The organism is Azospirillum oryzae (assembly GCF_008364795.1).
Lineage (GTDB): Bacteria > Pseudomonadota > Alphaproteobacteria > Azospirillales > Azospirillaceae > Azospirillum > Azospirillum oryzae.
On sequence record NZ_VTTM01000007.1, the window covers coordinates 327,008 to 340,972 of the forward strand.

The following is a 13,965-nucleotide window of genomic DNA, read 5'->3' on the forward strand; positions in this document are numbered from 1 at the left end:
CCACGCTCGCCCTGATGGCCGCTCAAGGCGAGGTTGGTCCGATGCTCGACTGTGCCGTCTTCGCCGGTAACGGCTGGGAGCCTCGGGCCGTCTACCGGCACCTTGCATGGCTGATGGCGCCCGTTGTGCTCTTTTTCTCCATCCATGTCGCCTCAGCCGGCAACATCGGTCACGACCTTCTCGCCGGTGCGCAGAGGCAGCGCTGGGCCTTGAGGCATTGGCCGCTCACATATCTAACAGGCCCCATCAAGACTCATGCGATTCATCCCAGGACCATGGCGCGCGCCAATCATCCTCAAGGCGGCGACGAGGTTGTCGTGCATCCAACGCGCCTTAGCATCGTCGGTGATCAGGCCCGCAAAATAACTCCCGTAGACCGCAAAACCGAGATCGATAAAGTCATTTCGTGCCCGGTCAAGACGCTTCGGAAGCTGGTTGCCGCTCCTGATCCACCACAAGGCATAGATGATGACCCCAAGTGCTGTTCGATAGAGGTATGCGTCGTAACGATGCTTGATCGAGAGATGTCCCGGTTTGAAATCGTAGGGCTGCAAAAAGGTTTCGTAGAGTTGATCCGCCGCCCCAAATATCTTCTCAAACATCTCCGTTGTGTAACAGCAGTTTGTGCGGCAGCGCCGGATCTCGTCGGCGGTAAAGATCTCGGCGATCTCGGGTAGTGACGCGATGATGTCAGCCGCACCTTCTAACATACCGGCCATGTGGGCTGTGGCGCTCGACCATTTCTCCTGCAACTGCGCCATCGTTTCTGGCTCACCGTGCCGAGCCAGTGAGATCGCTTCAACCATCATACGCATCTCGTCGGCGACGCCGAGACGCAACATCTGTTCGATGAGATCAGGGTGGCTCGGGTCCAGATTTGCCAATTCGCCGCTGGACTTCAGGACAGCGAGACGGTCGGGAAAATCGCGGATCACCGAGAAGGCGGCTTCAAGGCCAGCGACCGTCTGCTGCTTGTAGATCTCGAGCCACAGATAGTCCGGCAGGACTGCGACGTTGCCCGGCTCGTCCTCGAGCCAGCTGCGGAGAGCCGGTGCTTGCAACATGTTGCTATCGACGACCGCGCGCTGGATCACTGGCCGCTCCTTCGAGAAATCGAGCTCGCCCGGATCCTCGGCGCCAAGCCGAGCAAGATCAAGCCCGCGATGAGCATCGAGGGCTGACCCGCACCGCCGCTTCGCGTTGGGTACGCTACAGGTCGATGAAGTCGACGCCCACCCGCGACAAGTGTTGGCCGGCCGCCATCAGGAAGCGTGCGGCGAACGTACGGCGAAGCTGCGCGACAACGGTAAACGCGACGCCGCGGCGATCCGGGACTGCCTCCATCTTGCGGCCGCCTCGTCGGATTCGAGCAGATAGAGCCCGAGATCGAGGCATAGATTGTCGTCCAGCCAAGCCTCGTGGTCCGGCCTACCATCCGCAGGGCGTCGGCGTTGTTGGGCATCGGCATGTAGCGCCGGAGCTCCGCCACGGCCGGCCACTCGCCTCGCTCGTCGAACGCCCGCTGCACCGCCTCCTCCATCGCCCTATCCACCACGAACATCGGCGACTTTCCCCCTGTCATCCCACCGAGATCATGCGCGCTGCCGTTGATCCCGGCAGGGGATCGTTCGGACAGCGGGTGCCGTGTCGGATCTTTGGTAAGGCTCGGCCGGGACAGAGGAAGAGTGAGGCGGAAATTGGGGTGAACGGGTGAGGAGATCGGAGGAAAGGCCTCCGGCCGCCCGTCGCGGAGAAGATCACCATGGCCACGCCCAAGATCGTCCTCAACACCTCGCGCGACATCCCCTTCAACAAGCTGGTGCTGTCCCAGGCCAACGTCCGCAAGGTCAAGGCCGGCGTCTCCATCGAGGAACTCGCCGAGGACATCGCGCGGCGCACCCTGCTGCACAGCCTCGCCGTCCGCCCGGTGCTCGACGCCGGGGGCACCGAGACCGGCGTCTTCGAGGTGCCGGTCGGCGGGCGGCGCTTCCGCGCGCTGGAGCTGCTGGTCAAGCAGAAGCGCATGACCAAGACCCAACCGGTGCCTTGCGTGGTGCGCACCGCCGGCCTCGCCGAGGAGGACTCGCTGGCCGAGAACGTGCAGCGCGCCCCGCTGCACCCGCTCGACCAGTTCCGCGCCTTCCAGACCCTGCGCGAGGCGGGGCTGGGCGAGGAGGAGATCGCCGCCCGCTTCTTCGTCGCCCCCAGCGTTGTGAAGCAGCGCCTGAAGCTGGCCGCCGTCGCCCCGGCCCTGCTCGATGCCTACGCCGAAGAACGCATGACGCTGGACCAGCTGATGGCCTTCACCGTCACCGACGACCGGGCCCGGCAGGAGCAGGTGTGGGAGGCGCTGTCGCGCGCCTACAGCCGCGAGCCCTACCAGATCCGCCGGCTGCTCACCGAGGGGGCGGTGCGGGCATCCGACAAGCGGGCGCTGTTCGTCAGCGTGGACGCCTACGAGATGGCTGGGGGAGCTGTGATGCGCGATCTGTTCCAGCATGACGACGGCGGCTGGCTGCAGGACCCGGCGCTGCTCGACCGACTGGTGGCGGAGAAGCTGGAGATGGAAGCCGCCACCGTTCGGGCTGAAGGCTGGAAGTGGGTCGAGGTGGCGCTGGGCTTCCCCTACGGCCACAGCCGGGGGCTGCGCCGTCTGGCCGGCGAGCCGGTGCCGCTGACCGAGGCGGAGCAGGCGACCTACGACGCGCTGCACGCCGAGTACGAGCGGCTGGAGGCGAGCGAGCCGGCGGAAGCGGAGGAGCTGGATCGGGTGGCGCGGCGCCTCGCCGAGATCGACGTGGAGTTGCGGGCGCTGGAGGAGCGGCCGCTGGTCTTCGAGACCGCCGAGGTGGCGCGAGCCGGGGTGTTCGTCAGCGTCGACGTCGAGGGCGGGCTCCAGGTCGATCGTGGCTATGTCCGGCCGGAGGACGAGGCGCCGGTGGAGCCGGTGGCTCTGGCCGGCGGCGAGGAGACGTCCGCCGACCCGACCAACGACGGGGGTGGGGCGGTGGCCGCCCAGCCGGCCGCCATTGCCGGCGGTGCCAGCGTGTCGGCCCCGGTGCCGGTCGCCGGGGCCGCGACCTCGGAGGACGACGAGGGGCTGCGGCCGCTGCCCGAGCGGCTGCTGATCGAGCTGAGCGTGCATCGCACCCTGGCGCTGCGCGACGCGCTCGCCAACGACCCCGACACCGCCTTCCTGGCGGCGTTGCACGCGCTGTGCTTGCGCACCTTCACCCAGCGCCCCGGCGCCTCCTGCCTGGAGCTGGAGCTGAAGAGCGCTGGCTTCGGGGTGCAGCCGCCCGACCTCGCCGCCAGCGCCGCGGCCCGGGCGATCGACGCCCGCCAGCGCGCCTGGAGCACCCAGCTGCCGGACGAGCCGGCCGCGCTGTGGGAGACGCTGGTGGGGTTCGACGGCGACAGCCGGGCGGCGCTGTTCGCCCACTGCATCTCCTTCGGCGTCAATGCGGTGCACGAGCCGTGGAATCGGGCGCCGCAGCGCGCCGCCCACGCCGACCTGCTGGCCGGGGCGGTCGGCCTCGACATGGCGGCGGCCGGCTGGACGGCGACGGTGGACAGCTACCTCGGCCGGGTGCCGAAGGCGCGCATTCTGGAGGCGGTGCGCGAGGCGCGTGGTCCGGAGACGGCGCAGCTGATCGACCACTTGCGCAAGCCGGACATGGCCAAGGAGGCCGAACGGCTGCTGGCCGGCAGCGGCTGGCTGCCCGAGACGCTGCGCCGGCCGTTGGAGCCAGTGGCCGGCGGCGATGCTGGCGCCGAGGGCGAGGTGGAGGGCGGCGATGTCTCCCTGCCGGCCTTCCTGACCGGCAGCGGGGAGGTTCCGGATGCTGGGGACGATGCGGACCGCACCGAGGCGGTCGCCGCGTGACCCGGAAGCTGCGGAGCGGCTCCGGCCGCTCCGCCTCCGTCCTCGTTTCTGGAGGTTCGTCATGACCGAGCCCTTCGTCACCATGGTTCTGCGTCTGCCGGCCGCCGCTCTCGCCCACGGCGTCCCGGTCCTCATGATCACCGCCGAAGCCGCCTTCGTCGTGATCCCGGCCAGCCAGGGAGCCGTTCTCCTCGACCCGGACGTCCCACGGGAGCACGTCCTGCTGCGCTTGGCCGAGGAGGAGGTACGGGAGGAAATCCGCACCGTGATCGAGGCCGACGGCGCGCTGACCCGGCTGGCGCCGGAGATGGTCGGCGATGCCGACATCCATGCCGCCTGCCGGGCCGTGGCTTCGAACGCCGACGTCAGCGAAGAACACAGTGCCGCGCGGTTCCGGGCGGCGCTGGCCGCCATCCGCGCGGCGGAACGCCGCCTCGGCTCCTCCGTCTGATCCGCGTCCGCTGTGCCGGGCTTCTGTCTTCTGGGAGAACCGCCATGCCGACCACCGACTTCGTGAAGACGAATTTTGAGACGCTGCTGCGCGCCGCGGCGACCGACGCCCACACCGGCGAGACCCGCTTCATTCTGTGCGCTGTCGCGCAACGCGGTGGCGAGGTGGTGCTCACCCCCTTCGGGCACCTCGTCGACGCTGACCCCTATGAGCTTTACCACCCGCCGTTCGATCCCGGCGGCGGGTAGAGGGCGAGGGGAGCGGGGTCCGGGTGAGCCGGAGCGGATCGAGAGAGCGTCCGCCGGCTGCTGGTCTCCCCGCTCTCCCGGAGCCTCCACCATGACCCTGACCGCCGACCTCCAAACCGATGTCGCCGTTCCCTGTTCTCCGCCCCCGGTGGATACCGCGGCGGGCCTGCTCGCTGCCGCGGAGCGGCTGCTGCCCGCCCTCGAACGCGGCCGGGCCATCGACGCCGGCACGCTGCGCGCTGCGATGACCGCGGCGTTCGGCGGCTCCGACGCCGAGGGCGCCTGGAGCTGGAAGCTGGCCTACGACGCCAGCGAAACGGCGCAGGTGCTGTTCCTGCGCCGCTTCGGCCCGGCCATGCAGGCGCGTTCCGCCAGCCCGGCGGCGTTCCTGGTCATGCTGGAGCGGCTGGCGGCGCTGCTGCCCAGCCAGACCCGCCGCTCCGAGGAGAGCCAGGCCCGGCAGCAGTTCTCCACCCCGCTGCCGCTGGCCGGCGTGGTGACCGCCGCGGCGGCGCTCACCCCGGCCGACCGGGTGCTGGAGCCCTCCGCCGGCACCGGCCTGCTCGCCGTCTTCGCCGAACAGGCGGGGGCAAGCCTCGCCCTCAACGAGTTGGCGGACACCCGCGCCGGCCTGCTGGAGCGTCTGTTTCCCGGCGTGCCGGTGTCCCGCTTCGACGCGGCCAACATCCATGACCATCTCGATGCCGCCGTCCGGCCGTCGGTCGTATTGATGAACCCTCCCTTCTCGGCGCTGGCGGCGGTGGACGGCCGGGTGGCCGACGCCGCCGTCCGCCACGTCGCCTCGGCCCTGGCCCGCCTGGCCGCAGGCGGGCGCCTCGTCGCCGTCACCGGCGCCGGGCTGGCGCCGGAGCATCCTGCGTGGCGCGACGCCTTCGTGCGCCTGCAGGAGCGGGGTCGCGTCGTCTTCTCCGCCGCCATCGACGGGAAGGTCTACGCCCGCCACGGCACTACCGTGGACACTCGGCTGACCGTCATCGACCGCGTGCCGGCGGAGGATCCAACCGCCTTCCCGGCTTCGCCGGGTATTGCCCCCGATGCCGCCACGCTGCTGGACTGGGTCCGGCGCGACGTGCCGCCGCGTGCTTCCGTTTCCGCCTCGGCAGCGGCTCCGCTGCCGGTGCTGGCCCGTCCCACGGCGGCTAGGCCCGTGCACCGGGCGGTCGCCGCGCCGGTGGTCCCGGTGCCGGTGTCTGATCCGGCGGTCGTCGAGCTGGTCTACGAACCACGCGACTGGGCGCCGGAGGCCGGGGCCCGTCTCACTGCTACGCTCTACGAGCCCTACACGCTCCAGTCCATCGCCATCCCCGGCGCCCGGCCGCACCCGACGCCGCTGGTGCAGTCCGCTGCCATGGCCGCAGTCGCCCCGCCCAAGCCCCGCTATCGCCCGCACCTCCCCGCCGCCCTGGTCACCGGCGGTGTGCTCTCCGACGCCCAACTGGAGAGCGTCATCCTGGCCGGCGAGGCGCACGCCGGTCATCTCGCCGGTTCCTGGACCGTGGACGAGACGTTCGATGTCGTCTCGGCGGCCCCTGAGAGCGCCGAGGATGCGGTGCGCTTTCGCCGCGGCTGGTTTCTCGGCGACGGCACCGGCGCCGGCAAGGGCCGGCAGGTCGCCGGCATCCTGCTCGACAACTGGCTGAAGGGCCGTCAGCGAGCGCTGTGGATCAGCAAGTCCGACACCCTGATCGAGGACGCCCGGCGCGACTGGTCGGCCCTTGGCCAGGAGCCCCTGCTGGTCACCCCGCTATCCCGCTTCCGCCCCGGCGTGCCGATTGCCCTGGAGCGCGGCATCCTCTTCACCACCTACGCCACCCTGCGCGGCGACGGCGGCGAGGGGGCGGTGTCTCGCGTCCAGCAGATCGTCGACTGGCTCGGCCGTGACTTCGACGGCGTGATCATCTTCGACGAGTCCCACGCCCTGCGCAACGCCGGCGGCACCGACGGCTTCGGTCGTGAGGGCAGCGCCGTTGTTGCGTCCCAGCAGGGGCGTGCCGGGCTGCGCCTTCAGCACGCCCTGCCGGACGCCCGCGTGCTGTACGTTTCGGCCACCGGCGCCACCACCGTGCATAACCTCGCCTACGCCCAGCGCCTTGGCCTGTGGGGTGGGGCGGATTTCCCCTTCGCCACCCGCGCCGAGTTCGTCCAGGCCATCGAAGCCGGCGGCGTTGCCGCCATGGAGGTGCTGGCCCGTGACCTCAAGGCCCTCGGCCTCTACACCGCCCGCTCGCTCTCCTTTGAGGGTGTCCGCTACGAGATGGTCGAGCACCGGCTGACGCCGGGGCAAGTCGCCATCTACGACGCTTACGCCGCGGCCTTCCAGGTCATCCACACCAACCTGACCGCGGCGCTGGAGGCGGCCAACGTCACCGGGGCCGACGGCACCCTGAACCGTGCCGCCAAGGCCGCCGCGCGCTCCGCTTTCGAGGGCGCTAAGCAACGCTTCTTCAACCACCTGATCACCGCCATGAAGACGCCGACCGTGCTCAAATCCATCGAGCGCGACCTTGCCGCCGGCCACGCCGTGGTGGTGCAGCTCGTCTCCACTGGTGAAGCATTGATGGAACGCCGCCTGTCCGACATCCCCACCGAGGAGTGGGGCGACCTGACGATCGACGTCACGCCGCGCGAGCTTGTCCTCGAGTACCTTACCCACTCCTTCCCGACCCAGCTGCATGAACCCTTCACCGACGCCGATGGGATCCTCTCGTCGCGGCCGGTGTGGAAGGACGGCCAGCCGGTGCCGTGCCGCGAGGCGGTGGAGCGGCGCGACCGCGTGATCGAGCGGTTGGCGGCACTGGAGCCGGTGCCGGGGGCACTCGACCAGATCGTCCAGCGCTTTGGCGCCGAGATGGTGGCCGAGGTCACCGGCCGCTCGCGGCGCATCGTCCGCAAGACCGGTCCCGGCGGGGACGAGCGGCTCGCGGTGGAGAGCCGCCCCGGTTCGGCCAACCTCGCCGAGACCCAGGCCTTCCTCGACGACGAGAAGCGCATCCTGGTCTTCTCCGACGCCGGCGGCACCGGCCGCAGCTACCACGCTGATCTCGGCGCGAAGAACCAACGGCTGCGGGTGCATTACCTGCTGGAGGCCGGCTGGAAGGCCGACGCCGCCATCCAGGGGCTCGGCCGCTCCAACCGCACCAACCAGGCGCAGCCGCCGCTGTTCCGTCCGGTCGCCACTGACGTGCGGGCGGAGAAACGCTTCCTCTCCACCATCGCCCGCCGGCTCGACACGCTGGGCGCCATCACCCGCGGCCAGCGCCAGACCGGCGGTCAGGGGCTGTTCCGCGCCGACGACAATCTGGAATCCGTCTACGCCCGTGCCGCCCTGCGCCAGCTCTACGGGCTGCTGCACGCCGGCAAGGTGGAAGGCTGTTCACTGGGAGACTTCGAGGCGGCGACCGGTCTGGCACTGAGCGACCGCGACGGCGGCTTGCGCGAGGAGCTGCCGCCGATCACCACCTTCCTCAACCGGCTGCTGGCTCTGACCATCGGCTTGCAGAACACGCTGTTCACCGTGTTCGAGCAGCTGCTCGCCGCGAAGATCGAAGGCGCCATCGTCTCGGGTACCTACGACCGCGGCGTCGAGACGCTGGTGGCCGACAGCTTCACGGTGACGAACCGGCGCACCCTCTACACCCACCCGGCCACGGGGGCGGAGACCCGGCTGTTCACGCTCGCCCGGCGCGACCGCAACCAGCCGCTGGGCCTGGAGGAGGTGCTGGAACGTGGGGTCGGGCCGCAGGCGCAGCTGCTGGTCAACGCCCGCTCGGGCCGGGCGGCGGTGGCGGTGCCCGCCGCCGGGCTGATGCTGGACGACGGCACGGTGGAGCGCCGGGTGCGGCTGCTGCGTCCGATGGAGCGGCTGACCGTGACAGTGGCCGAACTGGCGCAGAGCTATTGGCGCCCGGCCGAGCCGGAGGCCTTCACTGCCGCCTGGGAGGCGGAGGCCGCCGTGGTGCCGGAGTTCTCGACCAGCACCCTGCATCTGGTGACCGGGCTGCTGCTGCCGGTGTGGCAGCGTCTGCCGGACACGAACCTGCGGGTGGTGCGGTTGCAGACCGACGACGGCGAACGGGTCATCGGCCGGGTGGTGGCGCCGGAAGCGCTGCCCGAGGTCGAGCGCAATTTCGGCGCCGGTGCCGTGCCGGCGCTGTCGGCGGAGCAGGCCTGGGCCGCGCTCTTGGAGGGGCGGACGGTACTGCATCTGGCCGACGGACTGCGGCTGCGTCGGGTCACGGTGATGGGCAGCCACCGGATTGAGCTGTCCGGCTTCAGCGAAGGGATGGTGGAGCGGCTGAAGGCGTTGGGGCTGATGTCCGAGATCATCGCCTGGACGTTACGGCTGTTCGTGCCGGTGGGCGAGCGCGGGCCGGCGGTGTTCGCCGCCCTGCTGGCCGGCCACCCGCTGCTCCGTGTTGTCGACCGGACGGGGCTGTGAAGGGGCCGGCGCCATGTCCGTTGCGTCGGAGATGGCACAGCGCCTTGCGCGGGAGGCCGAGGCGGTGTGCCGCCATTACCTGCCGCATGGGCGGCGGGAAGGGCGCTACTGGCGGGTCGGTGACGTCCACGGCACGCCGGGGGAGAGCCTCTACGTCCGGCTCCACGGGACTGCCGCGGGCCGATGGGCCGACGCTGCCACCGGCGAGCACGGCGACCTGCTCGACCTCATCGGGCTCAACCGCCGTCTCGACCGGCTGGCCGACGTGCTCGACGAGGCCCGTGTCTTCCTCGGTTCACCGCGGGCGCCGCCGGAGCTCCGGTGGCAGCCTCCAGCCCCCATTGGATCGCCGGAGGCCGCCCGCCGCCTGTTCGCCCGCTCCTGGCCGCTCGTCGGCTCGCTGGCCGAAACGTATCTGTGCAACCGCGGTTTCACGGATGTCCGGAAATACGGCTCCTTGCGGTTTCAGCCGCTTTGCTGGTACCGCGACGCCGATGACCGCCTCGCCCGGGGGCCGGCGCTGATCGCCGCAGTCACCGATCTGGACGGGAGCCTCACCGGCGTGCAGCGCACTTGGCTCCACCCGTCCGGCGGCGGCAAGGCGCCGATGCCCTCGCCGCGCCGGGCCCTGGGCCATCTGCTCGGCAACGGCGTCCGCTTCGGTGTGGCTCGCGACGTCCTGGCGGCGGGGGAGGGCGTCGAGACCATGCTGGCGCTGGGCACCGCCCTGCCGGCCCTGCCCATGGTCGCCGCGCTGTCGGCCGGCCACCTCGCCGCCCTGCGCTTCCCCCCGACGCTGCGCCGCCTCTACGTCGCCCGCGACAACGACGCCGCCGGACGCCGGGCTGCCGAGCGCTTGGGGCGCCGCGCCGAGGCCCTCGGCATCGAGGCGCTGGTCCTGGTACCCGTGCTGGGCGACTTCAACGACGACCTGCTGGCATTCGGGCAGGCGGCGCTGCGGGCGCATCTGCGAGCCCAGCTCGCCCCGGAGGATGTGGCGCGCTTCTGGGCCGGCCGCGATCGGTTATGGAGAGTCTTCGCCTCGGCGGACGGGCGCCGGTCGGAACGGGCGGACGCCGGTTCGGCCGACGGGAGGCCGCGGCTACGGCCTTCCAGCGGGCGATCGGGCGGCAGCCGGGTCGGTTCCGCAACGGCGGGGAGCAACTTTCTTCCCCGGCCGGCCAAGCCGGCCTTCCTCGCGGGACAAGAAAGCCGCCCCCCGCCGTCCTCCGCTGCCGCTGCGGCCCAGGAGGGTGCGGACCCGTCCCGCCCGCCGCCAGGGGATCGCCACAAAGGCCGCGGTGGGCGCGGCCGACCCTCCAGCCGAAGGGTAGCCGCCATGATCACCGACACCGATGCCGAGCTCCGCCACGCCTCCTCCCCCACCGACCACGCCCTGACCGAACTCCAGCTCTACGGCCACCGGCCCTTCGAGGACGATCCCGATCCCCGGCCGCTGCCCGACGAGACCGCCATCCGCGCCACCCTGGTCGACGTCTTCGACGCTCTGGTCTCCACCCTGACCGACACCCGCCTGGAACCCGACCTCGCCGACCTGCTGTGGTCCACCGTCAACCTGTTCCACCGCGCCGCCGACCGCGTGCAACGCGAGCTCGACGACAACGAGGACGCCCAGAAGCGCAGTCAGCGCGAGCAGGACGGCTCGGAGGTCCGCTCGGTCGAGTTGGAGCGGCTGCTGGCCGAGGGGCTGACGCTGATCGAGCGCCGCATCGCCATGGAGACCTTCCGTGACCATGCCGCCGAGCTGTTCGAGGTCCACACCGGTTCAAGCTGGCGGCCGCGCGCTGGCTCGCTGGTCAGCCACCGCACCCTGACGGCGTCGCTGATCGACAGCCGCGATTTCCTCGCCGCTAAGCGGAGGGCTGAGACCGAGCCGCTGCTGCCGGCCGGCCCCCGCATCGCCTTCACCGGCGGGGTGGAGTGCAACGACCACCACCGTATCTGGGCGGTGCTCGACAAGGTACGCGCCAAGCACCCCGACATGGTGCTGCTGCACGGTGGCAGCCCGAAGGGCGCCGAACGCATCGCCGCCTGCTGGGCCGAGCACCGCAAGGTGACACAGGTGCTGTTCCGCCCTGACTGGGCGCGCCATGCCAAGGCGGCCCCGTTCAAGCGCAACGACCGCCTGCTGGAGGCGCTGCCCATCGGCATCGTCGCCTTTCCCGGCTCGGGCATCGCCGCGAACCTCGCTGACAAGGCCCGGCGCCTCGGCATTCCGGTCTGGCGCTTCGGCGACGGCGGCGCCTGAGCACCGCCAGTCCGGCGATCCGCATCGGCGGATCGCCGGCTTTCCGTAAATCCGTTACCGTGGGCAACTGGATCGGCGGCTTTGCGCCAAAAGCGGACGTGAGCGTGTGTGCTGAAAGAGCAGACGAGCAAACCTGAAGTTTTTACACTCGAACCTAATCCCCAACCAGAGCGGCAAGAAGTTTATCAATATCACATATAAGCTGAGCGCAGGATTCAGTATTATGCTCATCGGCGTATTAACAGCGTAACACAAACAAGTTACCGACTTAAGCGCCGTTTATACGGATGTTACGCGATCAGATGCAAGGTCAATCCCTCCGCCCGTGAGACCATCACACAAATAAAGTTAATTTAAAAATATCGCAGACTATTATTATAGAAATTTACTTTTCTTTCTTTTCTTTTGCTGCATCCTTTGCTTCTTTTTCCTCTTGTGTTAAGCTGTCTCCGAGTAGTTCTCGAATGGGATCCAGCATTTTCCGATCGAGCTGGTCGAGTCGAGAAGCCACCTCGCAGAAGCACATGGCAAAGGCTGCTTGCGCACGGTGAATTTCCGTCTCGTGCCCGCCATCACCTGTATGTACGATTTCGCTGCGAGCATGGTAAATGGTCAAGACACTAGATTTGTAAACTTCTACATTTGGGTGGCTGCTGAGGCAAATCCCAACACGGCGCTGGATACGTGCGGCGCTCCCGGGTGCGTAATAATCAGTAAGCAGTGTTTCGAATGCAACGGCCAGTGCAACGATGCATTCAGCTTCCTTCAACCGTGACCCAAACGACTGCCTATACCAATCGATCGACGTTACCAATCGACGATAGACTCTGATATGAATTTTTTCTTCTGAGCTTAGGTTCACATATCGTAGATATCCAACCTCTACAGATCGCAAGATTGGAGTTAGCTTTTCCTTCCACTTTTGGACCTCCGACCGTGCCAACGTGCGCGTACTTACTGTGACAGCTAGATCTGAAAGCCTTGCTAATTCTAGAGCTGCGACATTCATAGGTACACGGCGAAGGTTAATCGGTTTTTCGGGGTGAGTCGCCTCGCCTACCAAGTAGTGGCGAATGTCCAAAGTTTCCCAATTGTTCACATTTGCCGATGACTGAAATTTTTCGACCAATATGCCAGCATCAATACTTAGGGCATGCAACATTACCACCTGCGCCGCTGCGATTCGAATCTTGAGGGTGTAGATGAATTGGTTCTCGTAGTAATCGCCGGTATGAGAAGAGAGGCGCACCAGCATAAGAGGGTTGCGGGTTAGCCACTTCATGTTGCTGCCGCGAGCATAATGCTCGATGTCGGACCGATGAATTTCAGCAGTGATGCCAAGTGCCGTTGCCATCTTCCTGAGGTTGGCGAGAGCTTCGTCGAAGCCGTTGGCCTGGGCCGTCACAGCGAAATTGGCGTCCAGAAAGACAGCCATGGATTCAAGCTCTGAGGATGCTGTCATCAGCGGCGGAATCTCCATCCCGAACTCGGTCAGCGGATAAAGAACGAAGCCCGGCCGCTCGACTCCGGCACTTCGAAGATCCTGGATTACGCGACCACATATGTCGGCATGTCCGTTCTGTGCTGCGCTGAGCACGAACTCGTCGAGCACTGAGACCCCGACAAAAATGCCGGATTTCCATAATGCTTTCGCCAGAATTGAGCGCACCGTGAGTAGGTTATGGAGAATTCCCTCTCTGTCTTTCTCGCTAAGAATGCTTTCATCCGTAGCCAAATCTTCCACGCTGCCGAACTGCTTCAGCTGATTGTGCTTTGAAATCAGGTAGCGCTCAGATTTCTCTAGTTTTTTAGTAGAATTTACAGTCAAATTAGGGAAAGCTTGCTCTTCCATTGGTTCGGCAGACATAATTGAGTTGAACAGGGCACTCTGCCTACGTCTTTTTTTTATTCATGTCTACACCGTTTTCGCCGCGCTCTAGCGCTTGCGCAGGTTCCGCATTGCGAGAAGCTGTTGATTGATAAGCCAGCTCCAACGGCTTGTAATATATTAGATGAATTGACATTCTAAAATAATAATAGGTATACAAATATAGGGAATACTGTCCTAATTATTAAAAAATCGCTTTAATGATCGCCCAGCATTTCTAGGATGCAGATTGTCTGTTCAGCATATGCACCATAATGCGGAATATTGGTGGATTCGCTTACTGTATCATCCAAAGTTATTTTCGCATTGAAGCGCGGGCGCGACCGGCATCTATTCCTGTCGCAAAATAGTCTTGGGTAAAAGTCCGCTGTGGGTCAGAACGAGCCGGGGAGTGCCCCCATAACCGAGGGCATTCCCTCATTCCTCTTCAAATCTCGGTCTGCTCGGCCAGTGCCAGAGCATCCTCGACCTCGATCCCGAGATAGCGGACCGTGCTCTCCAGCTTGGTGTGACCGAGCAGGAGCTGGATGGCGCGCAGATTGCCGGTTCGCCGGTAGATCAGGGTCGCCTTCGTCCGGCGCATGGAATGCGTCCCGTAGGTCGCTGGGTCGAGACCGATCTCACCGACCCAGCGATCGACCAGCCGGGCATATTGACGGGTCGAGATCGGTCGATCCGGCCGCACACTGCAGATTCCGATGAAGCCGGCCGGGTATTCCGATTTGAAAGCGGCCACTGTTCCGAACTGAAGCCGGCCAGCGTTC

The 13,965-nt window shown here is 67.0% G+C and carries 9 protein-coding genes; 5 read left to right on the forward strand and 4 right to left on the reverse strand.

Annotated elements, in window-relative coordinates:
• Positions 1-233: 233 nt before the first annotated feature.
• The gene (locus FZ938_RS30675; RefSeq protein WP_174757504.1) at positions 234-1,094 is read right to left on the reverse strand and encodes a hypothetical protein; all 861 of its coding nucleotides are present in this window, start codon (positions 1,092-1,094) and stop codon (positions 234-236) included.
• A 115-nt stretch (positions 1,095-1,209) separates the two neighbouring features.
• Positions 1,210-1,344: a hypothetical protein gene (locus FZ938_RS31385; RefSeq protein WP_281399775.1), complete on the reverse strand. Its 135-nt coding sequence runs from the start codon at positions 1,342-1,344 to the stop codon at positions 1,210-1,212.
• 418 nt (positions 1,345-1,762) lie between these two features.
• Between FZ938_RS31385 and FZ938_RS20340 the strand changes: the two genes are divergently transcribed.
• The 5 genes from FZ938_RS20340 (at position 1,763) to FZ938_RS31585 (ending at position 11,313) form a co-directional block, all read left to right on the forward strand.
• A complete protein-coding gene (locus tag FZ938_RS20340) occupies positions 1,763-3,886 on the forward strand; it encodes a ParB/RepB/Spo0J family partition protein (RefSeq protein WP_149200248.1) in 2,124 nt (707 codons plus the stop codon).
• A 61-nt stretch (positions 3,887-3,947) separates the two neighbouring features.
• Positions 3,948-4,337 (forward strand): hypothetical protein, encoded by a 390-nt coding sequence (locus tag FZ938_RS20345; RefSeq protein WP_149200249.1) that lies wholly within the window; start codon positions 3,948-3,950, stop codon positions 4,335-4,337.
• A gap of 44 nt (positions 4,338-4,381) precedes the next feature.
• Positions 4,382-4,585, forward strand: a complete 204-nt coding sequence (locus FZ938_RS20350; protein ID WP_149200250.1) for a DUF6117 family protein — start codon at positions 4,382-4,384, stop codon at positions 4,583-4,585.
• 91 nt (positions 4,586-4,676) lie between these two features.
• A complete protein-coding gene (locus FZ938_RS20355; RefSeq protein ID WP_149200251.1) occupies positions 4,677-9,044 on the forward strand; it encodes a strawberry notch family protein in 4,368 nt (1,455 codons plus the stop codon).
• Between the two features lie 13 nt (positions 9,045-9,057).
• Positions 9,058-11,313, forward strand: coding sequence for a DUF7146 domain-containing protein (locus tag FZ938_RS31585; RefSeq protein ID WP_425529375.1), 2,256 nt, complete (start codon positions 9,058-9,060; stop codon positions 11,311-11,313).
• A 385-nt stretch (positions 11,314-11,698) separates the two neighbouring features.
• Here FZ938_RS31585 and FZ938_RS30680 read toward each other — a convergent pair whose 3' ends face one another.
• Both FZ938_RS30680 and FZ938_RS20380 read right to left on the reverse strand, forming a co-directional pair.
• Entirely contained in the window at positions 11,699-13,165 is a 1,467-nt protein-coding gene (locus tag FZ938_RS30680; RefSeq protein WP_174757503.1) for a HEPN domain-containing protein, read from the reverse strand.
• 463 nt (positions 13,166-13,628) lie between these two features.
• Positions 13,629-13,965, reverse strand: a 337-nt coding sequence (locus FZ938_RS20380; RefSeq protein ID WP_149200252.1) for a tyrosine-type recombinase/integrase, incomplete at its 5' end; no start/stop codon positions are given.